The sequence below is a fragment of the Acidipila sp. EB88 genome, assembly GCF_003858395.1.
GTDB lineage: Bacteria > Acidobacteriota > Terriglobia > Terriglobales > Acidobacteriaceae > EB88.
Map to the genome: position 1 here is coordinate 1,437,305 of NZ_QWEV01000005.1, position 24,979 is coordinate 1,462,283.

At 63.3% G+C, this 24,979-nt stretch carries 20 protein-coding genes, 1 tRNA gene and 1 pseudogene; 6 read left to right on the forward strand and 16 right to left on the reverse strand.

From position 1 onward, the window contains the following. Positions 1 to 23: 23 nt before the first annotated feature. The 5 genes from D1Y84_RS06830 to D1Y84_RS06850 form a co-directional block, all read right to left on the reverse strand. Positions 24 to 1,403: a dihydroorotase family protein gene (locus D1Y84_RS06830; protein WP_233581208.1), complete on the reverse strand. Its 1,380-nt coding sequence runs from the start codon at positions 1,401 to 1,403 to the stop codon at positions 24 to 26. After that, the gene (locus D1Y84_RS06835) at positions 1,400 to 2,398 is read right to left on the reverse strand and encodes an aspartate carbamoyltransferase catalytic subunit (protein ID WP_233581210.1); all 999 of its coding nucleotides are present in this window, start codon (positions 2,396 to 2,398) and stop codon (positions 1,400 to 1,402) included. Before D1Y84_RS06835 ends, D1Y84_RS06830 begins: the two co-directional genes overlap by 4 nt. A gap of 15 nt (positions 2,399 to 2,413) precedes the next feature. Beyond that, complete coding sequence (gene pyrR / locus D1Y84_RS06840; protein WP_124847851.1) at positions 2,414 to 3,016, reverse strand: bifunctional pyr operon transcriptional regulator/uracil phosphoribosyltransferase PyrR; 603 nt, start codon at positions 3,014 to 3,016, stop codon at positions 2,414 to 2,416. Between the two features lie 112 nt (positions 3,017 to 3,128). After that, positions 3,129 to 3,806: a zinc ribbon domain-containing protein gene (locus D1Y84_RS06845; protein WP_148092684.1), complete on the reverse strand. Its 678-nt coding sequence runs from the start codon at positions 3,804 to 3,806 to the stop codon at positions 3,129 to 3,131. A gap of 120 nt (positions 3,807 to 3,926) precedes the next feature. Then, positions 3,927 to 4,598, reverse strand: coding sequence for a hypothetical protein (locus D1Y84_RS06850; protein ID WP_124847853.1), 672 nt, complete (start codon positions 4,596 to 4,598; stop codon positions 3,927 to 3,929). Positions 4,599 to 5,119: 521 nt separating this feature from the next. On the opposite strand from D1Y84_RS06850, the gene D1Y84_RS06855 reads away from it, so the two are divergent. Continuing rightward, positions 5,120 to 5,704 carry a MerR family transcriptional regulator gene (locus tag D1Y84_RS06855; RefSeq protein WP_124847854.1) on the forward strand — a complete coding sequence of 195 codons (585 nt, stop codon included), beginning with the start codon at positions 5,120 to 5,122 and terminating at the stop codon, positions 5,702 to 5,704. A gap of 31 nt (positions 5,705 to 5,735) precedes the next feature. Then, positions 5,736 to 6,428: a ribonuclease HI family protein gene (locus tag D1Y84_RS06860; protein WP_124847855.1), complete on the forward strand. Its 693-nt coding sequence runs from the start codon at positions 5,736 to 5,738 to the stop codon at positions 6,426 to 6,428. A gap of 85 nt (positions 6,429 to 6,513) precedes the next feature. Here D1Y84_RS06860 and D1Y84_RS06865 read toward each other — a convergent pair whose 3' ends face one another. Beyond that, positions 6,514 to 7,023: a GatB/YqeY domain-containing protein gene (locus D1Y84_RS06865; protein WP_124847856.1), complete on the reverse strand. Its 510-nt coding sequence runs from the start codon at positions 7,021 to 7,023 to the stop codon at positions 6,514 to 6,516. Positions 7,024 to 7,274: 251 nt separating this feature from the next. Here D1Y84_RS06865 and D1Y84_RS06870 point away from each other — a divergent pair, with 251 nt between their 5' ends. Continuing rightward, positions 7,275 to 8,450 carry an alanine--glyoxylate aminotransferase family protein gene (locus D1Y84_RS06870; protein ID WP_124847857.1) on the forward strand — a complete coding sequence of 392 codons (1,176 nt, stop codon included), beginning with the start codon at positions 7,275 to 7,277 and terminating at the stop codon, positions 8,448 to 8,450. Positions 8,451 to 8,461: 11 nt separating this feature from the next. Here the strand turns inward: D1Y84_RS06870 and D1Y84_RS06875 are convergent, their stop codons facing one another. Continuing rightward, positions 8,462 to 8,986: a hypothetical protein gene (locus tag D1Y84_RS06875; protein ID WP_199726371.1), complete on the reverse strand. Its 525-nt coding sequence runs from the start codon at positions 8,984 to 8,986 to the stop codon at positions 8,462 to 8,464. Positions 8,987 to 9,269: 283 nt separating this feature from the next. On the opposite strand from D1Y84_RS06875, the pseudogene D1Y84_RS18395 reads away from it, so the two are divergent. Further along, a pseudogene (locus D1Y84_RS18395) lies at positions 9,270 to 9,548 on the forward strand (FmdB family zinc ribbon protein); the annotation flags it as partial. Positions 9,549 to 9,574: 26 nt separating this feature from the next. Here the strand turns inward: D1Y84_RS18395 and D1Y84_RS18400 are convergent. The 5 genes from D1Y84_RS18400 to mmuM form a co-directional block, all read right to left on the reverse strand. Next, positions 9,575 to 9,835, reverse strand: coding sequence for a hypothetical protein (locus D1Y84_RS18400; protein ID WP_233581602.1), 261 nt, complete (start codon positions 9,833 to 9,835; stop codon positions 9,575 to 9,577). A 78-nt stretch (positions 9,836 to 9,913) separates the two neighbouring features. Continuing rightward, positions 9,914 to 10,432, reverse strand: coding sequence for a DUF6496 domain-containing protein (locus D1Y84_RS18120; RefSeq protein ID WP_199726372.1), 519 nt, complete (start codon positions 10,430 to 10,432; stop codon positions 9,914 to 9,916). Between the two features lie 152 nt (positions 10,433 to 10,584). After that, a complete protein-coding gene (gene purF, locus D1Y84_RS06890; RefSeq protein WP_124849979.1) occupies positions 10,585 to 12,099 on the reverse strand; it encodes an amidophosphoribosyltransferase in 1,515 nt (504 codons plus the stop codon). A gap of 29 nt (positions 12,100 to 12,128) precedes the next feature. Continuing rightward, positions 12,129 to 14,504 carry a phosphoribosylformylglycinamidine synthase subunit PurL gene (purL, locus tag D1Y84_RS06895; RefSeq protein ID WP_124847859.1) on the reverse strand — a complete coding sequence of 792 codons (2,376 nt, stop codon included), beginning with the start codon at positions 14,502 to 14,504 and terminating at the stop codon, positions 12,129 to 12,131. A gap of 78 nt (positions 14,505 to 14,582) precedes the next feature. After that, positions 14,583 to 15,539, reverse strand: a complete 957-nt coding sequence (gene mmuM, locus D1Y84_RS06900; RefSeq protein WP_124847860.1) for a homocysteine S-methyltransferase — start codon at positions 15,537 to 15,539, stop codon at positions 14,583 to 14,585. A gap of 289 nt (positions 15,540 to 15,828) precedes the next feature. Here mmuM and D1Y84_RS06905 point away from each other — a divergent pair, with 289 nt between their 5' ends. Beyond that, on the forward strand, positions 15,829 to 16,029 hold the full coding sequence (locus D1Y84_RS06905; protein ID WP_124847861.1) for a hypothetical protein: 201 nt from the start codon (positions 15,829 to 15,831) through the stop codon (positions 16,027 to 16,029). Positions 16,030 to 16,253: 224 nt separating this feature from the next. Further along, positions 16,254 to 16,330, forward strand: a tRNA-Pro gene (locus D1Y84_RS06910). A gap of 988 nt (positions 16,331 to 17,318) precedes the next feature. Here the strand turns inward: D1Y84_RS06910 and D1Y84_RS18890 are convergent. The 4 genes from D1Y84_RS18890 to D1Y84_RS06930 all read right to left on the reverse strand — a co-directional run bounded on the left by D1Y84_RS18890 (position 17,319) and on the right by D1Y84_RS06930 (position 24,621). Beyond that, a complete protein-coding gene (locus tag D1Y84_RS18890) occupies positions 17,319 to 17,942 on the reverse strand; it encodes a sensor histidine kinase (protein WP_124847862.1) in 624 nt (207 codons plus the stop codon). Then, positions 17,842 to 19,389: a GAF domain-containing protein gene (locus tag D1Y84_RS06920; RefSeq protein ID WP_124847863.1), complete on the reverse strand. Its 1,548-nt coding sequence runs from the start codon at positions 19,387 to 19,389 to the stop codon at positions 17,842 to 17,844. Before D1Y84_RS06920 ends, D1Y84_RS18890 begins: the two co-directional genes overlap by 101 nt. A 187-nt stretch (positions 19,390 to 19,576) precedes the next feature. Then, the gene (locus D1Y84_RS06925; RefSeq protein WP_124847864.1) at positions 19,577 to 21,025 is read right to left on the reverse strand and encodes a sulfatase-like hydrolase/transferase; all 1,449 of its coding nucleotides are present in this window, start codon (positions 21,023 to 21,025) and stop codon (positions 19,577 to 19,579) included. An 8-nt stretch (positions 21,026 to 21,033) separates the two neighbouring features. Continuing rightward, the gene (locus D1Y84_RS06930; protein WP_124847865.1) at positions 21,034 to 24,621 is read right to left on the reverse strand and encodes a TonB-dependent receptor; all 3,588 of its coding nucleotides are present in this window, start codon (positions 24,619 to 24,621) and stop codon (positions 21,034 to 21,036) included. Positions 24,622 to 24,979 lie beyond the last annotated feature (358 nt).

Here is a 24,979-nt window from a genome sequence, read left to right on the forward strand (position 1 = left end):
CAGCGCCGGCGTGGCGAACTGCTTTAGGCAGGCCCCTGCTCGAAAACAATCTGTCCGCCGCAGAGGGTCCAGCGCACCCTGCCCTGCATGGCCCAGCCATCGAACGGGGAGTTCTTTGACTTACTCAGTGCTGCCCTGGCATTGAAGTGCCAGGTCGCTGCCGGGTCGAATACCACCACATCTGCCCGGGCGCCTGCCGCGAGCGTGCCGCGCCCCGCAAGCGCGAGGAGCTGCGCCGGAGCCCAGCTGAGCAGCGCGAGCACCTTTGCCAGCGGCATGCCGTGCTCCCCGTGCAGGATGCGCAGTGACAACCCCAGCGCGGTTTCGAGCCCAGTGATGCCGTTGGGGGCTTTCTCGAACTCCTGCTCCTTCTCAAAGGCAGCGTGCGGCGCATGGTCCGTGGCAATGCAGTCCACCGTGCCGTCGAGCAGCCCTTCCAGCATCGCCAGCCGGTCTGCTTCGGAACGCAGCGGCGGGTTCATCTTGGCGAAGGTGTTGTAGCCGGCCAGCGCGCTCTCGTTGAGCGCGAAGTGGTGCGGCATCACCTCGCAGGTCACGTGGAGGCCTTCCTGTTTCGCCCCGCGTACCAGCTCCAGTGCGTCCCGGGTCGAAATGTGCTGCACGTGCAGGTGTGGCGTGAAGCCTTCGCCCGCAAGCGATCGGCTCACCTGCCGCACCAGCGCGATATCCCGCTCCACCAGGCTCCGCTCCGACTCCACCGACATGCCGCGCAGCCCCATGCGGAACGCCAGCGCACCCGCGTTCATCGAGGCTCCCCTGGTCATGCGGGTGTCCTCGGCATGCTGTGACACAGGCAGCCCGCAGCGTGCGGCCAGCTCCAGCGCATCGCGCATGATGCGGTCGCCCACGCCGGCCACGCCGATCGGTTTGCCGTCGTCAGTCACGCCGACCGCACCGGCTGCGCGCAGGGCAGCATAGTCGGTCAGTGTTTCGCCCATGCTGCCGACCGTCGCCGCCGCCATCGGCAGCACCGAGATCGCCGCGCCACGCTCCGGCGCCTGCAGCCAGCTCGCCCATGCGGGCGTATCGATCACGGGCACAGTGTTGGGCATCGCGACCACCGTGGTGAAACCACCTGCCGCCGCTGCCCGGGTGCCGCTCGCAATCGTTTCCTTCCAGGTCTGGCCCGGCTCGCGCAGGTGTACGTGGATGTCGATCAGCCCCGGCGCAACGATCAGGCCCGCGCAGTCCAGCGTCGCCGCACCGTGCTCGGCAGCCGCTGCAGACAGCGTGCCTGGGTCTGCCACCGCGAGTACCTGGCCTGCGACCAGCAGCAGGTCCTGCGGCATATCTGTTGCAGTCGAAGGGTCCACGAGACGGCCGCCCTGAAGCAGCCATGCCTCGACGGGTGCGCCATTTGCTACCGAGGTAGCCTCGCTCACTGGAGGCTCCCCGCGCCCAGCGCGCGCGCAACCAGCGCCATCCGCACCGCCAGGCCGTGTCGCACCTGCTCCTCGATCAGCGAGCGTGGGCCATCGGCCGCGGCGTCAGCGATCTCGAGCCCACGAATCATCGGGCCAGGATGCATCAGCCACAGTGCAGGGTACTTCTCCATGCGGTCCTCGTTGAGCTGAAAGCCCGTTCGGTATGCTTCAAGGTCGATATGTAGCCCGGCAAGCCGCTCCGCCTGGATGCGCAGCATCATCACCACGTCGGACTGCGCCAGTGCGCGGTCCAGGTCACGCTCGATGGCGATGCCTTCGCCAAGCGAGGCCGCGATTTCCGGCAGAAGCTGCGCCGGCCCGCACAGCAGCACACGTGCACCCAGCCGCGGCAGCAGCAGTGCGTTGGAGCGCGCCACGCGGCTGTGCAGGATGTCGCCACAGATCGTGATCGTCACGCCTTCGAGGAGGTCTTCGGTAATGTCCGTGGTGCCGCCACGCAGAACGCGCAGCATGGTGCGCAGGTCCAGCAGCGCCTGCGAGGGGTGCTGGTGCATGCCGTCGCCTGCATTCAAAACCGGCAGGCCGGTGGCACGCTCCAGCAGCCAGGGCGCACCGGAGAACGAGTTCCGGAGAATGATCGCCTCGGCACCCAAAGCGCGCAGCGTCAACCCGGTGTCCTTGAGCGACTCGCCCTTTTCAATGCTGGATGACTTGGAACTGATCAGGGTGGTGTCTGCACCCAGCGCCTTGGCCGCCAGCTCAAACGAGGTGCGGGTGCGCGTGCTGGACTCGTAAAACAACAACGCCACACGGCGCTTGGCGAGGCGAAACGCGCGCCGCAGTGGATCCTCCGATTCCAGTTCCGAGGCAAGCGCAAGAATCTCGCTGATATCCGCCAGCCCAAGATCCTCAATGCGCAGCAGCGAACCCGGCAGCGGGTCGTGCGCAAAGCCGCCCGGCATGCCCGCTCCGGCAAGCCCCGAACCTGCCATCGTCCCGGTCAACGGCTACGCCCCCGCCGGGGCGACGTCGTCCGGCACGCGCTCCACGATCAGCACCTGCTCCTCGCCGTCGATCTCGCGCAGCTTGACCTCGATGATCTCCTGACGCGATGTCTGCACCACGCGGCCCACGAAACCGGCCTCGACCGGCAGCTCGCGGTGCCCGCGATCAATCAACACTAACAACTGCACGCGGTTGGGCCGCCCGTGATGAAACAGGGCATCGAGCGCCGCGCGCGTGGTGCGGCCGGTATAGAGCACGTCATCCACCAGGATGATGTTGCGTCCGGTAACGTCAAAGCCGATCTCGGCGGGGTGCACGACCGGGCGCACATCGTGGGTCGAAAGGTCGTCGCGATAAAACTCGATATCGAGCGCGCCCACATCCACCGGCTGCTTCTCGATCTGCTCGATCAGCACGGCCAGACGCTTCGCCAGCGGCACACCGCGCCGCTTGATGCCGACCAGTCCGAGGTTGGCGCCTCCGTGGTTTCGCTCCACCACCTGGTGGGCCAGACGAACCAGCGTTCGTTCAATCTCGGAGGGCGAAAGGATGCGGCCTTTTTCGCGAAGCCTGGCGGGGGCGGTCTGCTGCACAGTGTCGGTCATAAGTGGGGTCCGTCGGCTTTCTTTGCGAGCGTGGCACCAGAATAGCAGCGCTCCGGAACGATCCTGAAGCCCCGGTGCACGGGGCTTCAGCCCGCCCGCGGCTAGTTCGCGGCTAGCCTGCGACCTTGCGCCCAGAGCCGAAACGCACCCACAGGCGGCCGCCCAGCCACGCAAAGAACAGGATCGAGGCCAGCGAAGTGGCAGCGCCCACCAGCAGCACCGCACCCTGCCCTTCCGCCGAAAGCCAGAAGTGCCGCATCTCCGGCAACTGCGCAAACGTATCGGGGTACATCGCCACCATCTGGTCCAGGCGGCTCTGCATCTCGGTGCGCACCTGTGCGTCGAGCGATGGCCCCTGGTGCAGCACAAAGCGTGCGCTCAGCAGCCCCAGGGCCTGGATCGCCATGGTAATCAGCGCGGCAAACAATCCGAGCACCAGGCCGATCCGGCCGCCCAGCTGCGGCGTCAGCGCGGGCGCCTTGGGCACTCGGCGACGGTAGCGGCGCAGCGTCCACATTGCGCCCAGCACTACCCAGGCCATGTCCACCAATGGAATCGCCACGAAGGAAAGCAGCAGCCCTGCGGGTACAGCGTAGATGGCAGCCGACTGCACCGCGGCAGGCCAGGCGATATCGCCCGTCAGGCGTGCCGGTGCATCGCCGCCCGGCGTCTCAGTTTCGGCTTCGCGCGACTCCGGCCCGGGAACCCGGAGCTGCGGCGCTCCACATTCCGGGCAGAACGCCGCGTGTTCCGGTACAGCGTTGCGGCAGTTGTGGCACAGGCGCATCATGCAGGTGCTTCCAGTCTGACACATGGCTCCCGCATCAGGGCTGCGGAGACCGCGCGCGCCGCCCATCCACATGTGGCGCATCGCCATCAGACGCAGGTCCGGAGCCAGGTCCAGAGCCGTCTATTCCTCGGCATCCCGGTTGCTTGAGCTGTCCCGACTGAGCATGTGATCGGAACTGGAGCTATCCGTGGGAAGCGACAGCGCGACCAGCGCGAAGTGGGTACCCTCGCCACCGGCATGTCGAAACGCCACGATATGCTGCCGGCGCTCCGAGCCTGCTTTCAGCTCAAGATCGCTGTCACTGCTCACATGCGTGTGCTCCGACTCGTTCTTGTCGCTGCAGGTGAGCCCTGCCGAAGTGCGGTGCACCTTGCCGACCGCGACTTTGCCCTGGCACACCAGCACATCTCCATACTGGCTCAGCGATTTGGTGTAGAAGTCCTGCACTTTGGACTGTGCATCGCTCGACTGGTAGTTCGCTGTCTGCACACGCATCTGCCAGGGACCGAAGCCCAGTCGCACATCAACGGACTTGTGGTTCTCGTCGGGGTCGTCTTCGGGCATGGCGCCGGGATAAATTGGCAGCCCCACGTCCACCGTGCCACGCGAATTGTCCTTGTGGACCTCGACGCCGCCAAAAGGCACATGGATGGACACGTCCTTTTCCTTGCCATCGTTATCCTTGTTCACGCGGACAGAGCAGCCCGCAAACACCAGAAGCCCTGCCACCGCCAGTGCTGCCGCGACCGGCTTCTGCACCCCTGCCATCGTGCCATGCGTCGATCGTTTCATCCGTCCATCCTCTCTGTTCCCCGGCGCCGCTGGTTCCGCAGGGATATCCCGACCACAGCCCCGCCGCGGCGCAACACAGCGAACGCGGATAGTCGGTGCAATGAGATACGCAACAAGATACGCGCCGCAGCAGGCTTTCGTTCCCTGGATTTGCAGCGCACTGCGAGGAGCAGGACGGGCGTGCTTCGGGGACGCCCTATGCTGTTTTCCGGCGCTGCTCTTCTGCTTTCTCTGCTGCCGCTCGGTAAACCAGCAGGCCCGGATCGAGCGAACCGGGAGGTGCACTAGAGGTGGACTCTCCGGACAGTGCGAGCGCCGAGGGCCACGTGCAGAGGCCTCGCGAGGGCCGCGCCGCCCGTCGCACGCCAGCGCCAGGGCCGCCCGACACACAGCGGCGACCGTTGGGTAACCAGCACGCAAGTGACTGGTTCTAAAAAGAAAACCCGGCGTTTCGCCTGGCAGCGCCGCTATACTGCCCGTGTTGCGGTCCCTTTTAGCTCCGGCGCCCGCAACATGTGCCTATGGCAAAGCGTGGCGGCGGTCCTGATCACCACACGGCCCACGCCTCTCGCTCGCCGGGAGGCTCTGCCCTCCCTGTTGCCGCCCCCGATATTCCGGACAAGCTGTACTTTCGCATCGGCGAGGTTGCCGAGTTATGCCGCGTGCCCACCTACGTCCTGCGTTTCTGGCAGACGGAGTTTGCGCAGCTGCGCCCCGGCAAAAGCGGCACCGGCCAGCGCCTGTACCGTCGGCGCGACGTGGAGATGGCGCTGCGTATCAAGCATCTGCTGCATGAAGCGGGCTACACCATCGCGGGCGCCAAGACTGTATTGGCCGATGAAGCAGCCATACCGGCGCGGCTGCGCCTGCAGCCGGAGCTGCCACTTGCCCCGCTTCCCGAGCTCGCGCCCGAACCCGCACCCGCACCCGCGGAAACTACGGAACACAGCGCCCGTGCTCGCCTTCGCGACGTGCGTGCTGGATTGCAGGAGCTGCTCCATCTGCTGGACGGCCCCCCACAGGCGCAGCAGCCCGACGCGGCACCGGGGACGGCGGAACTGCCGGCTGCGGTGCCCCCTCTGGGCGCCGACGCCGATCCCTCCTGATCACTGCCGGACGCCCGGTACACTGGTCTCCATGGCAGATGGTGCAATCGAGGGCCGGGTAACGGCCTTTTGTGATGGTGGTTCCCGCGGCAATCCAGGGCCCGCGGGGTTTGGCGTGTTCATTCAGGCAGAGAACGGTTCGGCGCTGGCCGAGCTCAGTGACTTTATCGGTATCCGCACCAATAACGTGGCCGAGTACTCCGGCCTGCTTGCCGCGCTTGACTGGGCGGTGACCCACGGCGCGCGTGAATTGCGCGTCGTTTCCGACTCCGAGCTGATGGTCAAGCAGATGAAGGGCCAGTACAGCGTCAAGAGCCCTGACCTCAAACCGCTCTACGAAGAAGCAAAGCGTCGCGTGGCCAAGCTGGGCCGCTTTGAGATGCAGCACGTGCTGCGCGGCAAAAACAAGGAAGCCGACCGGCTCGCCAACGAAGCTATGGACCGGGGCACCGGCAAGGGCCCGGCGGGACGTCCTTCCGCAGGTTCGGCGGCGGCGACGAAGTCACCGGCAGCGGCGCCTAAGACGCCCGTGGCAGGTCCCCAGAAATCCGCTGCAGGCACACCCGCTACGACACCGGCGTCCAGGGTTCAGGGCACGTTGCCGCTCCCGCCGCACGAGCCGCTCAAGGAGGTCACCGGCTTCGTCAAGAACGGGGTGGTGCACCTGGTGGAAGGAACCCTGCCGGAAGGCACCTTCGTCCGCATCCTGCCCGCGCGGCGCTAACGGAAACGGGCTCGCGCCTGCGAGCCCTGTCTTCTCTCCTTTTGGATGCTCAGCACTCCAAAACAGCCAAGCCGCGTTTCGCGCGCTAGCTCGCAGGCTCCGCCAGCCCGGCCTTTACAAACTCGCTGACCTGCCGCCCATCCACTCGCAGCTGCAGCTCCTTGACGCGATCGTTTACGGCCTTCATCGCCGGACCCATTGCCTTGGCGTTCATCAACATGCCGCCCGCTGCGAGCTCGGCCAGGACCCCGGCGATCAGTGGTTTCAGCTCGGCCTCGCCTACTGCCTGCGGCAGGTACGCCTCGATCATGGTGATCTCTGCGGCTTCCTTCTCGGCAAGCTCCGGGCGTCCACCCTTGGTGAACTGCTCGATCGACTCGCGCCGCTGCTTGATCAGCGTCGTCAGCGTCGCCTGCGCTTCGGCTTCCGTAAGCGGTTCGCGCTTATCGATCTCGCGATTTTTCAGCGCTGCCTTGACCATGCGCAGCGTCTCCAGCAGCACGCTGTTGCGTGCCTTCATTGCCCCCACAACGTCGGTGTCAATGCGCTTCACCAGCTCGGCTCGTACCGGTACTTCCCCTACGCTCTCGGTCATCTTCGTGGCTCCCTTGTTGCTGGATTTCTTTCTGCGCAAGCAGGATCGTTATGAAACCGAATACACCCTCGGCGACTTTGTGTCGCTCCCGCTGTTTCCCGGCAGGCGGCAACATCACAGGCGCTCAGGTGGTCCAACATCCTGCATCTGCGTCCGCACCTCCATTGTAGGTGGCGGCCCTGTGAGCTCATTTCGCCGGCACATGCCATCTCAACTGGCAATTGATTCCACATTGAAAGGTTTGCGCCTCCATGTCGCTGCAAAAGACCCGTTCTTTCATCCCTGGCGCCAGCACCCTGCTGCCGAGTGCACGCGCCGCCATGGCTCTGTCTGATGTGCAGCCCGGTACCGCGGAGTGCAGGGCGCTGGTTTCGCGCGTGCTCAGCGGGCTCAAACAGTTGCTCGCTACCGGGCAGGACGTGCTGCTGCTCAACTGCTGCGGCACCGGCGCCATGGAAGCGGCCATCAGCAACATCTCCTCGCCCGGCGACCGGGTGCTGGTGCTCTCGGCCGGCCGCTACGCCGAGCGCTGGGCTGCGCTCGCACGTACGTACGGGTGCGATGTGGACGTGGTCACCGCGGCACCCGGTGAAACATTCGCAATCGACGCCGTGAAGCAGGCGCTGCGCATCGAGCACCGCGCCGTGCTGATGCAGGCAACGGAAACCTCCACCGGCGTCGCACACCCGGTCCAGGCAGTGGCCGCGCTGCTGCGCGCGCAGCGCTCCAGCGCGCTCCTTGTAGTGGACGCCATCGGCAGCATGCTCGACGTCCACGCCGTCGATCGCGACGTAGACCTGCTGATCGGCGCGAGCGAGGGCGCACTGATGCTACCTGCGGGGCTGTCGTTTGTCTCGGCCAGCGAGCGCGCATGGGACGCAATGGATATCTCGCTTAACCCGCGCTTTTACTTTGACCTGCGCAAGGCGCGGCGGCACGCACGCGCAGGCGAGTTGCCGTACACGCCCGATACTTCGCTGCTGGCCGCGCTCGGCGCGGTGCTCGACTTTGTCGCTGCACTTGGCCACGGCGACCACTTGGCTGGTCTCGCGGCATGGCAACACTGCGCGGAAACCAGCGCCCTGATGATGCGCGCCGCTGCGCAGGCCATGGGTCTCGCGTTGTTCGCGCTCGAGTCGCCCTCCACGGCCGTGACGACCGTGCGCGCGCCCGATGGCTTCGACGCCGGCGTGCTGGTGGATGCGCTCGCCAGCCGCTTTGGCATCGACGTCGGCAATGGCGAGGCCGCGCTCAAGGGCAAGCTGTTTTCCATCGCCCATGCCGGCCATCTCGATCCACTCGATACACTCGCGCTGATCGCGGCACTGGAGCAGGTCGTGGCCGTGGAAATACAGCCGCCGGGCTTCGCTCTCGGGCAGGCTCTCGCCGCGGCGCAGCAGGTGTATGCGTCGCGCCTCGTCGTGTAGCAGCCTGCTGGTTAACCCTGCGGATACGCAGCCGCGATGCGGTCCGCGCGGAGCTGCATCCACCGGGCAGCCATGTCATGGAGGAGATACAGGTCGCGTCTGCGCGTCCAGGGCTGCCCGGATTCGGCATCGTACGCGGCCGGCAGCGCCACCTCCGCGGCGACGGCAGCATCCATGCCCCGCGCCTTCGAGGTGGCTACGCAACGCTTGCTGTGGTCGCGATGCGCGACCACGCACACCGTGCCCAGCTTGCGTGCGCCGGGCCTGTTCGCCAGCGCCACCACGGCCTGCGCCACGCCGTCAGTGCTCAGGTAGGTCACGGTGCCGTCGGCAGCAACCACCGGTTCGATGGCCGATACATCCGGATGTTTCCCCTTCAGCAGCTTTGCGATCTCCCACTGCGCGTACACGGGGCCGCCGCAATGCTGGGCAACCTGGAGCACGGCGTCGGCAAGCATCTGGTTGATGGGGCCGGGCTCTGGATGAGAATGCGGTTCGCCGCGGGCTGCCGGGCGGTTGCCGAAATCGTACACCACGATCGAGGCAAAACTCGCAGCAGGGCGCGTGGCAGCCTGCCACTTGAACCCACGTCCAGCAGCAACGGCGCGAGTTCCTCCGCCACGGCAGCGTCGCCCAGCGCTGCCTGCAACCTTGCCTGCATGCTGGCGAGCAGCGGCTCCGTCGCCGGTTTGCTCACCCCGGGCTCCACTGCGGTTGCTGCCGCAAACGCCACGCTCGTTGAGAAAGCCCCGGCCAGAAAGGTGCGACGTGTCTTCATGATGCCCACGCTACAGTGGGCGTATTATCGCCACGTAAGGGATGCTCCCCGCTGCATCGCAGCCAGCCTGCAACAGCCGCGCCTGCAGGACTGCGGTAACCGTCAAAGGCGCGCCCAGACCACCCGCGCTGCAGCGCTCCGCTACAATCAAGACAGGCTTTTTCCGACGAGGTTTCCCATTGCCGTTGTATGAATATCGCTGCACCGCGTGCGGACATGTGTTTGAAAAGATCCAGAGCTTCAGCGCACCAGACGAGAAGGAATGCCCCAAGTGCCAGGGTCCCGTGGAGCGGCTGCTTTCCGCGCCTGCGATCCAGTTCAAAGGCTCCGGCTTTTACCTGACGGACTACGGTAAGTCGGGCGGCAGCTCCAGCAAGGGCGGATCCCCGAATGGATCCCCGTCGAGTTCCGGTTCAGACGCGGGCAGCACGAGCAATAGCGGTGGCTCCAGCGACTCGGGCAAGGGCAGCTCCGGCACAGGATCGAGCAGCGGCTCGTCCGCGCCTGCCAGTGGCAGCGGAAGCGCAAGCACGCCGGCCTCCGGGAGCAGCACTTCCTCTACGCCGAAGTCCTCGTAAGCGCCCGGCCGAACCGCTTGCGCCGGCACTGAGCGCGCACAACAAAGCCGCGAGCCTCTGAGAGGCTCGCGGCTTTTGCCTGTTGTGGAAAGCCGTCCTGTTGCTGCCTACCGGCTTGAGGCTTTCTTCACATCTGCCTTCTTGCGGGGCGTGTTCCCAATAACTGTTTTCTTCGCGGTACTCTTTTTTGCCGGTGTCTTTTTCACGGTCGATGCCTTCTTGGCAACCGTTCCGCGCGCGCCGGCTGCAACCCGCGCCGTGCCCTTCTTCGCTACGGACTTCTTCGCGGGCACACCTGTTCTTGCCGTGGTCTTTTTCGCCGGCGCCTTCTTCGCGGCGGCTTTGCGTGCGGCGGGCTTCTTCGTCACATTCTTGTTCGTGACGCTCTTTTTCGCCGGAGCTTTTTTCGCGGAGGTTTTCTTTGCCGTGGATTTATCCGCGGAAGCCGTTCCCGCCGGCGGCGGCGGCATCTTCGCGCCTGCACGCCGCGCCTCCGAGAGCGCGATGGCAATCGCCTGCTTCGGGTTTGTGACCCTGGCGCCCGAGCCCGACCGCAACTTGCCGGACTCCATTGCCTTGATCTCCTGCTTTACCAGCGCCTGCGCCTTGGGTCCGTACTTTGCCATGCGATCCCTCCATCGAGAGCCGGGCTTACTGCCGGCACGCTGCACCAGCATTGGTGCACCGATATCTCTGTCTAGGGTGGATGCACGTTCAACGGAGGGCGGAAGCCTGCAGGGCGCGAGCAGGATGCCGCGCCCGGGGAGCACCAGGCGAGCTAGGCGCGCAGCGCGGGCGCCGGCAGGATCTCGTCCACATCCACCCACTGCGTTGGATACTCGCCCGTGTAACATGCCACGCAGTACTTGCCGCCTTCATCGCCAGCCACCGCATGCTTCACACCTTCAAGCGAAAGGTAGGCAAGCGAGTCGGCTTCGATGTAGCGGCGGATCTCTTCGACCGAGTTATTGGCCGCGATCAGGTCGCGCTTGCTCGGGGTATCCACGCCGTAAAAGCATGGCGAAATCGTCGGCGGGCACGAGATACGCAGGTGCACTTCCTTGGCGCCCGCCGCGCGCACCATGCGCACAATCTTGCGGCTCGTGGTGCCGCGGATAATCGAGTCGTCGATCAGGATAATGCGCTTGCCCTCGAGCAGGTTGCGCACCGGGTTCAGCTTGAGCCGCACGCCGAAATCGCGCACCTTCTGCTCCGGCTCGATAAACGTGCGACCCACGTAGTGGTTGCGGATCAGCCCGAACCGGAACGGCAGCTTGGACTCATCGGCATAGCCGATCGCCGCAGTCACGCCGGAGTCCGGCACGGGCACCACCAGGTCCGCGTCTACGTGCGACTCGCGCGCCAGCTGGCGCCCCATCGCTTCGCGCGAATCCTGCACCCAGCGGCCGTAGATACGCGAGTCAGGTCGTGCAAAGTACACATGCTCAAAAATGCACGAGGCCTGCGGAATGCCCGAGGCATATTGCCGTGAGGTCACACCGTCCTCCGACACCATGATCAGCTCGCCCGGCGCCACGTCGCGCTCGTACTTGGCATGCAGGAGGTCGAACGCGCAGGTCTCTGAAGCAAACACGATCGTGTCGGGGCCGTCGGGATTGGTGATGCGCCCCATCGACAGCGGCCGAAAGCCGCGCGGGTCACGCGCTGCGAAGATGCGATCGCGCGTCATCATCACGATCGAGAACGCGCCATCCACCTGCCGCAGCGAGTCCGCAATCGCATCCACCAGCGTCGCTTCTTCCGAGTGCGCAATCAACTGCACGATGATCTCGGAGTCACTCGTCGTCTGAAAGAACGCGCCCTTGCGCTCGAGCTTTGTGCGCAGATTCCCAAGGTTGATCAGGTTGCCATTGTGCGCAATCGCGATCAGGCCCTTGGTCGAGTCCACACGGATCGGCTGCGCATTCAGCAGTGCCGAGTCGCCGGTGGTTGAGTAGCGCGTGTGTCCAATGGCCATGCTGCCGGACAGCTTCTTGAGTACATCTTCCGTGAAGATGTCGGCGACCAGGCCCATGCCCTTGATGTTGGACAGGCTGTTGCCATCAGCGGCAGCGATGCCTGCCGACTCCTGCCCGCGATGCTGTAACGCATACAGTGACAAATAGACCTGGCGCGCGGCTTCGGGATGTCCAAACACCGCGGCCACGCCACACTCGTCGATGAAGCCATCACCAGGCTCGCGCACGCCGTAATGGCTCGCGCTGTCTGTGCCCTGGATCCGGGCAAGCTCTGCGCGTTCTGCCGGCGTGGTTGCATCCGGTGTACCCTCCATCAGCAAACTGCCCAGCACCCGCTTCTCCATTACGCCGTCACCTCGTGCAGCATCGATTCAAGGGCCACATCCCAGCGATGCCGCAGCCCTGTCACTGGTTCATCCACCACGGTAGTGCCGTTTACCGCCAGGGTGAACTGCCCCGTCACCGTGGTTCCAATCGCATCAAGCACCAGTCCGCCAGCAGCGGTCACCACGGCACGCACCGCCTTGACTGCTTCCGGCGCACAGCTCACAAGCACCTGCGAAGCTCCCTCGTGGAACAGTCGCCACGCTACCGGCAGGTCCGCGCCTTCCGGCAGGTCTACCTGTACGCCGATGCCACGCTCAAAGCAGCCCTCGGCCAGCGCAACGGCGATGCCGCCATCGGAGATATCGCGCGCACTTGCTACAAGCCGCTGCTCGGCCAGCGTCGCCAGCACCTTGTGCAGCGCCGCCTCTACGGCAAGGTCAAGAGCGGGCGGCGTGCCCCACAGCTCGCCCAGCACCGTCTTCGCATACTCTGACGAGCCAAAGCTTTCCATGCGCTCTTCGATCGTTGCGGTAGAAGCAGGGGCGATCAACAGCACGGACTGGCCTGGCTCTGTAAACCCGGAACCCACCGCATTGCCGATTTTCTCCAGGATGCCCACGATGCCCAGCACGGGCGTCGGGTAAATGCCTTCGCCGCGCGTCTCGTTGTAGAGCGAGACATTGCCGCCGGTGATCGGTGTGCCAAGCACAGTGCAGGCTTCCGCGATGCCGTCGATCGCTGCGGAAAGCTGCGCCATGATCTCGGGCTTCTCCGGATTGCCGAAGTTCAGGCAGTTGGTCGCCGCTACGGGCGTCGCGCCCGTGCAGGCCACCTTGCGCGCTGCTTCCGCCACTGCATGCTGCGCGCCGAGCTTCGGGTCCAGGTAGCACCAGCGGCCGTTGCCGTCGAGCGCCATGGCTAAACCACGCTCCGTACCCTTGATGCGCATCAGGCCCTGCTCTGCGCCCGGCCCGTGCACCGTGTTGGTCTGCACCATGGAGTCGTACTGGTCGTACACCCAGCGCTTGGAGCAGATGTTGCTGGCGCCCAGCAGCAGGCGCAGCGCGCCCGCGCAGTCCTCACGCTCCATTGCGGAAGCGGGTGCGGTGCGCGATACCGGCGCTATCCACTCACCCACGGGGCGGTGGTAGACCGGCGCGTCATCTGTCAGGCTCTGGTTGGAAAGATCGGCAACCAGCACGCCATGGTGCCGCACGCGCATGCGGTTTTCGGCGATCACTTCGCCGGCCACCACCGCGTCGAGCCCCCACTTGGCGAACACCTGCAGCACCTCGCCCTCGCGGCCCTTTTCGGCCACCAGCAGCATGCGCTCCTGCGACTCCGACAGCATGATCTCGTACGAGTTCATGCCGGTTTCGCGCTGCGGAATCCGGTCCAGTTCTATCTCCACGCCCACGCCGCCACGCGCGCCCATCTCGCAGGTCGAGCACGTCAGCCCGGCTGCGCCCATGTCCTGGATGCCCAGCACGGCGCCCGTCGCCATCGCCTCGATGCAGCCTTCGAGCAGCAGCTTCTCCATGAAGGGGTCGCCCACCTGCACATTGGGCCGCTTCTGCTCGGAACCTTCCTTGAACTCTTCACTCGCCATGGTCGCGCCGTGAATGCCGTCGCGACCAGTCTTGGCGCCGACATAAATCACGGGATTCCCGACACCGGTCGCCTTGGCATAAAAAATCTCGTCCAGCCGCACCAGGCCGAGTGCAAACGCATTCAGCAGCGGATTGCCCGAGTAGCAGGGCTCGAACCGCGTTTCGCCACCCAGGTTGGGCACGCCAAAGCAATTGCCGTAATGTGAAACACCGGCGACCACGCCTTCCATCACGGAATGGTTTTTGCGGATCGTCGCCGCATCCGACACCCTGTCGTGGGCGCCAGCCGTATGGCCGTCTTCAAGCGCGCCGATCGGCTGCTCGCTCAGGGGTCCGAAGCGCAACGAGTCCATCACGGCGAAAGGCCGCGCATTCATCGTGAAGATGTCGCGCAGAATGCCGCCCACACCAGTCGCCGCACCTTGGAATGGTTCGATGTACGACGGATGATTGTGGGACTCGATCTTGAACGCGCAGGCCCAGCCGTCGCCCACGTCGATGATGCCGGCATTCTCGCCCGGACCCTGCACCACGCGCGCGCTTTGTGTCGGCAGGCGCTTGAGATGCACACGTGAGCTTTTGTAGGAGCAGTGCTCACTCCACATGACCGAGTAAATGCCGAGTTCGGTGAGTGACGGAACGCGGCCCATTGCAGTCTCGATCCGCGCGTACTCGTCGTCTGTGATGGAGTGTTGCTTCAGGAGTGCAGCCGTGATGGTGGTTGGCTGGGGGGTCTCGCGAAGGGCGTTTTCAGGGGCTTCGAAGGGGTCAGTTTGAGCCATGGCGCTGCGCTCATTGTCGCACGCATCGTGAATGCCGGATGACACCGCCGCTCCGCCGCCCCTGCCAGCGCACCCATCTTAATCGGCAGCAGCCACCGCGGCACGCCGTACGGCACGCACGTGGTCCGGCCCTGTGCGGCAGCACCCACCCACCACCTGCGCACCCTGCCTGTACCAATCGCGCGCCAGCGACTCATATCCCTGCACATCGGCCACACCGGTCCAGCAGCGATGCTCTGCATCCCAACCCTCGCCAGAGTTTGGGTACGCGAGTAATGGCTTGGCTGTGCCGGCACGCAGGGCCTGCAGCAATGGCCCGATCAGCGCGGGAGCGGTGCAGTTCACGCCCACTGCCAGCACCGCCGGCACTCCGCCCAGAAAACCTGCGCACTCCTGCAGAAGCTCGCCATGCGCCGTGTGCGCGGCATCAAGGCAGCAGAATGAAAGCCACGCGCCCGGCTGGGCGGAAGGCGCGTCGCCAGCCACCACGGCCAGCGCTTCCACGATCGCCCGCGCTTCGGCCAGCGAGGGCAGCGTCTCAAATGCGAGAAGGTCTGCCTCGGTGCCCAGCAGCACCCGGATCCGCTCAGCGTGAAAGCGCACCAACACCGCGTGCTGCTCTGCTTCGCTGGCAAACCCGTAGTTGCCGTGGAACTCCGCTCCATTGGCCAACGCCGCACCATAGGGGCCGAGCGAGGCTGCAACCAGAATGCCGGTGCGGCCCGCGCGGGCTTGCACCGCCAGCGCAACCGACCGCCGCAGTGCGTCGGCCGCAGCGCGCTGAGCGTCGGCAGGCCCAAGGCCCTCGGCTGCAAACCCCATCGACGACACCTGGTAGCTCGCCGTGAGCAGGATGTCGGCGCCGGCCTCCAGGTACGCACGGTGCACCGCCAGCACCACTCCGGGTGCTTCCACCAGCGCCCGTGCCGACCACAGCGGACCAGCCGTCGCGACGCCATGGCGCTCCAACTCGGTGGCGAGGCCCCCATCCAGAACCCGGCTGTCGCGAAGATCGAGTGTCGCAAAACTGCGCATGGTGCCTTTCTTCCTCCGCCGCCACGGGGTAAGCCCAAGTCCGGGTAGTTCCAATGTGGTTCAGGCGCAGCTCGAGTCGACCCATATGCGACTGGATGTCTCGCCATCTTACCCCTTACGCGCTGAATCACTTAGACGCTGGAAGGCCTCAATCAGCGATCAATACGGTCGGCCTTTAGCGGCAATAAGCCTTGTATTTTGTTCTATTTAACCCTCTTTTTTCTTCCATTTCCGGACAACTCGCGCGCATACTCAAGCTGTCTTAATGATCCATACGGAGGGCAATGACATGGTTACAGTGAATGAAGGACAATGCGGGCTCTGCACCCACTTCGGTGAGCACAACAAGGGACCTCAGCTGGTGGAAATTCTCAGCACCCACCAGGCTGCAGAAACCCTGGTGACCGACTGCGGCCACCCCAAGCTGGAAGGCCTGCACCTGCGCGTGACCCCGGTCAGCGGCTGCGACGGGTTCGAGAAGGCCGCCTAGCTTCGACGCTCTTGCACCCCGGGGAGCTCACATCCGACAGCTCCCCGCAACGCCCGGAAGCGTATCGTGGCCTCTGCCCTAGCAAAATAGTGCGGGCTGGGAGTGAGACCCATGCTCACTCTCCCCTGGCGGTCCAACTTCAAATTGAGCCGTAGCTCTGCTACACTCGAAACTGTTCGCCAACGCCCTACCAGGAGCGTTGTTTCATGTGCGAACACACGGATCGGGGAGTGGCTCAGCCTGGTAGAGCACCTGGTTCGGGACCAGGGGGTCGGAGGTTCGAATCCTCTCTCCCCGACCATTAAGCTATTACGAAACAAACGATTTAGGTAACACAGGCCACCCCATCCAGGGTGGCTTTTTTCGGTACGTTCGGTACACCCCAGGGAATGTGAAACCGACACCGCATTTCTCCGCCCACTCCCGGCGCAACGCGAGGTCCTCCCGGTCCCTGTTGTAGCGGTCCGACATCATCTCGTTCGCGTGCCCAGTCCCGCACTTGCATAGTCCCTCAAAACACCCAGTGCGGTTTCTCAGGTGCGTGTCCCGGAACTGCCGGGAGGCGTGACTGCCGGCTTTTTAGTCCCCTGTTGCCCCGTTCACATGCTCTGCCTCCTTCAGCAGGGTGCAGTTGGCGCTTGAGGATGTTGGTTGAATGGGTACGGACTTGGGCCAGCAGTTTTTCGTCGATATAAAGCCGGGTCGATCACATCACGCGAAGGCGACGCGCCAGCCTAAATCAAGAGGATCTAGACACGGCAGACGAAGCGGCAAGGAGGTGTGGTTTGGCTGCTTGTCTTCGCGATCTTCGTGTCGGGTGCACGCCGGTCATGCCCGTGAGTAGAGAGGGCTGTCCTACGTGTACACCTCTGCAGTGGCCCACTATGAGCGGCGAGAACTTGAACGTCGAGTACGTTGGGCTGGTGCCGATGATCCAGGACATGCTTGCTTCGTGCACCCGTGGTAGTGGTGCGCGATGGATGGTGGGAAAGCACTGCCGATGGTAGCCGACTGATCACGCCAGAGGTTCGGTGTTGAAGAGAAGGGAGATCACACGCTTCGCAATCGCAGGCTCGTGGCTTACATGCACAGCGGCAATCCGAACTTCGGGAGAGAGCGATATCACGCCGGTCGAGCGTGCTCTGGGATGGCCGCCGTAGTCACACTAGTCCGCGCGTACTGCTCATGCGGGTAGCGTCTCGATCTGCGGTACTTACAAGCAGGCCCCTAGGTGAATAAGGACTCACTGTTCCGTTTGCACGCGCACCTGATCAACCGGGGCACAGTCTCTAACCATCGCCTCGAGCCTGAGCGAGGTCGATCGACGTGCGGCTGTATGGCAGGAAGACGCTGAAGACTGAGCCTGAGAGCCCCAACCGCTCACTACTGCGCACGGCAATTCGTCCATCGTGACGATCCAGGATCTCCTTGCTGATCCAAAGACCGAGTCCTGTTCCCCCAATGCCCTTCGTAGTGTAGAAAGCGTCAAAGAGCCTGGCTTGCGTCTCCTTGGACATACCCGTCCCAGTATCCGCGATCGTGATCACCATCCCTCGCGCCTCTGTTCGCCAGTGCCGACCATCTCGACCGCGGAGGAACAGCGTCCCGCCTCGTCCATGCATAGCGTCGATAGCGTTCCCGATCAGGTTGCTCAACACCTGACGGATCTCCCCTTCGAAACAGACCACCGGCCGCGTTGTTCGATCCTTCTGATCCACCGAAATGTGCGAGTTCGTGATGCGACTTCGCCGTCCGACCAGGATGTCAGCAATGAGTTCTTCAAACGTGATGGTCTGTGGACGTGTCGCCTGCCTATGAAATCGGAGTGCCTGGTTGGTGATGGCCGAGGCTCTTCGCAGTTCCGTGTCCGCCGTTTCGAGAAAACTGTCTCGCTTCGTGCATGCTTTCGGCACTTTGCGCCAGGTAGAGGAGGTTGGTGACCGCCTCTAGCGGGTTGTTGATCTCGTGCGCCATGGTCGAGGCTAAGCGGCCGACGGCAGCCAGCTTTTCGGCACGGATCAGCGCAGCATCAGCCGACTTCCGGTCGGTGACGTCGATGTTGAAGCCGATGATGGCAGCCGGCTTCCCTGCTGGGGATAGCACCGGCTTCCCGAACGCTTGAGTCCAGTGCGTCGAACCATCTGGCCAAAGAACTCGGAACTCTGCTTTGTACTCGCCCGTTCCAGCCAGTGCCGGTTGAAGACTTTCGAGCACTTCGGCAACGTCATCAGGATGAAGAAAATTCAACGTACTCTGCACGTTGCTGATCTCAGCCGCAGGACGCCCGTAAGCCCACATGCTCTCCGCCCCCCACAGGAGATCCCCGGTGGCGAGGTTCCACTCCCAGGTCGCAACCCGCCCCGCAGCCTGAGCAATGCTGAGCCGCTCCGCAGTGCGCGCAAGAGACTCTTCTGTAAGCTTGCGTTGGGTGATGTCCTCACAGATCCCCACCATTCGCTGCTGCCCTGCAGTCATGAGGACTCGCGCTCTCGCCCGAAGCCAGCATGCAGAGGCACCTTCTCCGACGCGATACTCGCTGTCGTAGGGCTTACCATTGATCGCATCTGCGAACTCCCTGCCTACCCGTTCTCGATCCTCTGGATGGATGGCCTGGAGCCACTCTTCCGCCGGCCCTTCCCCATCTGCCACCCCGAAAAGCTCTCTCATCTTCGCGTCGCCGCCGACGATGTTGCGAGCGGGATCAAAGAACCAGGCCGCGATCCCAGCTGCCTCGGCCGCGAGCGTCATCTGCAACTCGCTCTCGCGGAGGTTTTCTCTGGTATCGCTGAGACGCTTCGCTTCACTGGCGGCATCCATCAATGCTTTGCGGTGATCAAGCAGGACTGAGGTTTGACGGGCGAGTGCTTCTAGGGCGGATAGCTGCTTCGAAGAGAGCGTTCGCGGGACCGTATCGATCACGCAGACGGTGCCGAGAACATGGCCACCGTGCAGGATAGGAGCACCTGCGTAGAAGCGAATGTTCGGGTCTCCCAAGACCAGCGGATTGCCTCGGAAGCGAGCATCAAGTTGCGCATCCTCGACTACCAGGGTTTCCTTGGTTGGGATGGTATGCGCGCAGAAGCTTTGTGAGCGTGGAGTCTCCCTTGCTCCCAGGCCAACTTCTGACTTAAACCACTGGCGGTTCTCATCCACGAAGGAGATGAGAGAGATCGGCGTCCCACAGATAAACGAAGCAAGCGAAGTGATGTCCTCAAAACTCTGCTCTGGGAGTGAGTCGAGGACCGAGAAGCTTTGTACTCTCGCGATACGGGCCAGTTCCTGGGGATCCTGCGAAGCCGTTGATCGTTCCACAAACTTGATTTTCTCACGTTGGTATGTAGGTGCTATCCGCTCTTCCATCCGGTCCCTGCGCACAGGGCCTGCGGGACCAGGCAGATCGGTCCAACCTTGTGCGTCAAAGCTCTGCTGCTCGAAGTCGATCCTGCCGGGCTGGTCGTGGCCATCATCCGGAGAGTGAAGGCGGCCGTCAAAAACAATATGATCCTTTCGATGCCTCAGCAGCTCGGCGTTCTAGCTACCTTCCTGCTCACGGGTATAACTTCGCCGGCAGGATCTCGGGCTCTGGTTCTCCGGCTGTGATTAACAGCCTTTTTAATTGCTCCCGCAATTCGTCGGCTTTGACGCGGTACTCCTTTCTCCCCGCGAGATTCACCAACTCATTTGGATCAGCGCGCTGATCGTACATCTGATATTCGCTGTAACTCCGGGCCGCCGGCTGCTTTGTGTTCCCTGAGAGATCAGCGACACAGTAGGTCCAGTCTGGTGTGCGGACCGCGCGGCCCGTCATCGACTCGCTGATTTGAATCAGTTGTTCGTTCGGCCAGTGTTGACGGGCGTCCGGATTGTTCAGGAGCGGCAGCACGCTGCGACCTTTCCAGGTAGGCGGAACAGGAAGACCCGCGGCTTCGAGAAGTGTCGGTGCGAGATCGATCAGACCCACGAGTTCAGGCACCTGTTGCGTGCCGCGAAAGCTTGGACCATCGATGATGAGCGGAACACGGATCGAGCTGTTGTGGGTGCTGCGCTTGTACTCCTGGTTGCGCGTCATGAAGTGGCAGCCGTGATCGCTGAGAAAGACAAAGATGGTGTTCTCAGCGAGGTGCTCTTCTTCGAGGACACGCCGGATGCGGCCGACCGATTGATCGATCGACTCGATGCAGCCGTAGTAGTCGGGCAATTGCGCCTGCCAGGTGCCGGGCAGTGCACGAAGGTCGTCAGGAACGGTGGAGTTCACGTAGCGGGCAGCCGCGCCTCTCGGAGCGATCGGCTGGTGCATATCGTTTTGCTGATGAGGCTCGAGCTGTGAGACGAACAGGAAGAATGGCTTGCTTTGTTTCTCGCGAAGGAAGCGCTCGGCGCGATCGGTAAGGAAGTCGACCCGGTACTCGTCCTTGTAAGCGATGGGTTGATTGTCGCTATCCCAGATGGTTCCTTCATAGGGATGCGAGGTGTTTTCGATGGCATTTGCACCTTCCCATAAATCGAGGAAGCCGCCACGGTCATCGGCCTTTACGGGACCAGAGCTGCCACCCTGCGCGGGATTTTCGAGCGCGAGATGCCACTTGCCGATCAGGTTCGCACTATACCCTGCTTTGCGGAGTTCGCCTGCAAGGGTCGGGAGTGACTTATCAAGCGCGAGGCCGTTGTGCCATACGCCAGTTTCGGTGGCATAGCGACTTGTGAAAATCACAGAGCGCGATGGAGCGCAGACAGGTTGATTGGTCACCGTCTGGGTAAAGTTCTTGCCGCGGGCAGCGAGCGCGTCGATGTTCGGTGTTTGCGTGGAGCCGTTGCGACCATTGGCGCCGACAAAGTCCCAGCGGAACTGGTCAGCGAGATAGAGCACGATATTCGGCTGCGTCGCTGGCTGAGCAGGTAGGGCTGGCTGCGCTTCACTTGCGGAAGGGAGCGTTGCGGCAGCAGCAGCGGCCACTGTTCCCTTGAGAAAGGCCCTTCGGCTTTCGTTGTCTGACATGGAGGCTCCTACCAGTAAAGCTTGGCGGCAAACTGCAGTTGTCGTGAATTTGTCAGCGTACTTGTAATGGACGCGAAGGAAGATGGCGAGGTAAACGTCAGGCTGCCGGGATTGGCGAAGTTCGGCGTATTGGTGACGTTGAAGGCTTCGGCGCGTAGCTCCAGTCGCGTCTGCTCGAACAGTGGGATCTGGCGGAAGAGCGATGCATCGAGCCTGCGGTCCGGCGGTCCACTGACCTGCGTCGGGGAACCACCCAGCGCGGCAAGACCAGTGGCGGTAGCAGCGGGATTGGCAAAGGCTGCGGGATTGAGGAACTGCGCGACGGGGTGTGCATGCGAGTAGAGGCTCTGGCCTGGCACCGTAAAAGCATTGCAGCCGAGACCTGCGGCCGTGGTCGTGGTGCACGCTACGGTGAAGGGTTGACCATCCTGCACGACAGCGATGGCCTGCAGCGACCAGCCGCCAGCGATGGCAGAGGCTGCGCCATGTGTGAGCAAGGCGTGATCGCGGCCAAAGGGAAGCTCGTAGGTGCCGCTTGCGTGAAAGATGTTGCGGACGTCGGTGTCGCAGCGACCGTAATCGAAACCGATGCCTGCTCCCGGGACATAAGGAGCGCGGTAGGCGCCGATGTCATTATCGAGCTGATCGCGGGCATCGCCCAGGCACTTCGACCGCGTGTAGTTCGCGTCGAGCAGCATGTCGCGTGCCCAGCGTCGAGTTACATCGATCTGCAAGCCGTTGTAATTGGTTGCGCCTTCGGGCGTGATGAAGGTACCGCCGCGGGCGAAATCCGGAAAGAAGCTGTTTGTCTGCGCGTTGGCATTCGCAGGGAGCACGGCGCCCAACGTATTTGTACTGATGGGTGTTTGCAGGTGGCGCGACAGAGAGCCTGCATACGCAAGCTTCAAGACCGTGGTCGGTGTGAGCTGATATTGCAGCTGCACGTTGAACGCCTCGTCATAGGCGCTTTTCCATGTGTACTGACGGCCGAGTAGCGTGATGCTGGAGAGGTTTGCTCCGTCTGCACTGAGCGGGACGTTGGTGAGGCCGTTGCCCAGCGTGCCTATGGAGTTCGTTGCCGTCAGTGGTGTGACGGCGTTGGCCGCGGAGTAGCTCGTGGCGATATTGAAGGGGAAGTTAGCGGCGGGGCTCGCGCTGAGACCGTAGTTCTCATACCCGCCGTAGAAGAGGCCGAAGCCGGCGTGGATAACGGTACGCGGGTTCACCTGGTAGGCGAAGCCTACGCGTGGAGCAAAATTCGTGTGCTGCGCTGTACCCAAACCATTGTTGGTCGTCGGTACGAAGGCGATGTTGTCCTTCGCGAGCAGGCTAAGAAAAGCCTGCGGCACATTTGCCGCCTGCCGCTCCGGAATGAAGAACTTGGCACCCAATGCTGGATCCGAGGGGCCCGGCACGAAGTTGGCCTGGCGACCGGATTCTTCTGTGGGGACGCCGTAGTATTCCCAGCGCAGGCCGAGGTTCAGGGTGAGGGCGTCGGTAGCTCGCCAGTCATCCTGCAGATAGGCGCCGGTGTACCAGCGGTGCAGATTGCTGATGGGCGGGAAGCTGGATGCGCTGACGCTGTTTGCCCCGCCCACGTTGCTGAGGCCACCAGTGACTGTAGTCGCGCCCGGGTTGAGGAGGAATTGCGCGCGGTCCGTGGAGCCGTCCGTCTGGTTCACGACGGAGGTGTAGATGCCATTGAAGCCGAAGGCGCCGCGCGCGGCAGAGGGGGTGGACGTGGGATAGAAGATGTTTTCGTAGAGAAAACCGGTACGCAGGGTGTCCTGCCTAAGCGAGATGGTCACGTTGTCGGAAGCCTGCGTGATGTCGCTCGCCTTGTTGCTGGGCAAGGAGCCGGACTGACCGAGACCAGCAAGCGTGCCGAAGGAGAGCGTCGGCAGGCCACCGTTGCCCGCAAACTGCGGAATACCGCCAATGCCGTACTCGGCGGGAATGCCAAGCTGGTTGGCGTAGGGCTGACGACGAATATCCGACACGCGGCTGTAGCCAAAGCGTGCCTCGTTCACGACGTGGGGCGTAAAGATGTGGGTCTCGCTTACCGCAACGTTCTGGGCCTGGGTCGCGCCGTTACCGGGCCGGCTGGCCTGCCCGTCCGCGATGCCCTGAAAGGGACCAGGATTGAGCTGATCGGTGTCGAGATAGCTGTAGCGGGCGAAGGCGGAGTCGCTGTCGGTAAAGTGCTGGTCGATGCGGAAGTCGATGCCGTCGCTGTTGTTCGTGACTGTGGGAAACGACGTGTAGTTATTCGTGATACCCGCGGCTGTGGGCGAGGGGAATAGGTTCAGCAGCTGAATTGCGGATGGACTCAGGCGCGTGGCTGGGAGCTTGTTGAGCAACGCCTTCTGGGCAGGAGTGGTGAAGTTGCTCTGACCCCGGAGCGCGCCCGCGTAGAAAGGATCACGAGTGTAGCCGGTGCTGGTAGCGACGAGACCGCTGGGCGAGTCGATCTTCCCTGCAGTGACTGCCCGACTCGTCGCTGGATCGAAGATCGTACCAACCGGAAAGATTCTGCCCAGCGTGTCGGTCCTGGTGCCGGTCTGAAGAGTAATCAGATCCTGCAGGTTGGTGTACCCGGAGGAGCGTTCTGCCGCCGTCGGCACAGTGACCACCTTGCTCGCGTCCTGCGCGATGCGTGTTCCCTGGTAGTCGAAGAAGAAGAAGGTACGGCCATGGCCGTTGTAGAGCTTTGGAATCACGACAGGACCGCCGACAGCAAAGCCGAACTGGTTTTGCCGATAGGCAGGCTTGGCAGCGGCTGTAGCAAAATAGTTGCGCGCGTCGAGAACGTCATTGCGCAGGTACTCCCAGGCGTCGCCGTGGAATTGGTCGGCACCTGCTTTGCTCGAGACGTTGAGCACCGCTCCGGCAGAGTGGCCAAACTCGGCCGAGTAGTTGCTGGTCTGAACGACAAACTCCTGCAATGCGTCGGGCGGAGGCATGATGACGTACTGCGTCTGGTTGACGTAGTCGGCGATGGCAGCATTGTTGTCGATGCCGTCGAGCAGGTAGTCGTTCTGGCCGCGGCGTGCGCCGTTGGCGCTGAAGGACCCACTCGCGGCAAGTCCCCGCGAGTCCGCCTGCGAATTCGTTATGCCGGGCGCGGTCTGGGCGAGGAACGTGGCGTTGCGGCCATTGAGCGGCAGGTCGTTGATGCTGCGTTCGCTGACCAGCTGCTGGAGCGAGGAGCTCTCGACCTCGAGCTGGGGAGTACCGGCCGCGACCTTCACGGTCTGGCTGAGCGTGCCTACTTCAAGAACGAGATCTTCGCGCAGGGTGGCCTGGGCCGTGACTGAAATGCCTGTCTTTACAGACTGTTCAAAGCCAGGCTCCTGCACGGTGAGTGTGTAGGTACCGATGGCTAGCGGGGAGAAGCTGAAGTCGCCGTTGCGACCTGAGGTGAGGGTGCGGTCAGCGCCAGTAGCTTCGTTATGAAGCACGATGCTTGCGCCGGCAAGCCTCTGTTGCTGGCCATCGGCCACGGTGCCGCTAATGGAGCCGCTATCGACCTGCGCCCGGGCGACGAGAGCCGGACCTGCGAACGCAAGGACAAGAAAAGCCTTTTGAAGGGACACTCTTCCTCCGGGTCTGGTGGAGCAAAAGCAGCCTGTTCCTAGCGGCGAAAGACACGCACAGAACGGGCTTACATTCGGACTGATTGATAGGAGGAGTGCGGGATCAGCGAGGACAGGAACAACAACCGCCACAGGGGGCGGCAGGACGGAGGCCGAGTGTAGTAGCCAGAACGGGTTGTTGTGGGAACCAGATCATCTTGTCCGTTGCCTTTCGCCGAGAATAGGGCGGAAGCTGTTCCGTGTCAACTGGGCTGCGGTCTTTGCGCAACGTGTCGCCTGCTCCGCTCGGTACATATTCCAAGTCTTGCTTCCCAAGCGTGAGAAGCGCATCTTGTGTGGCGGTCGGGCGCGCTGGCTT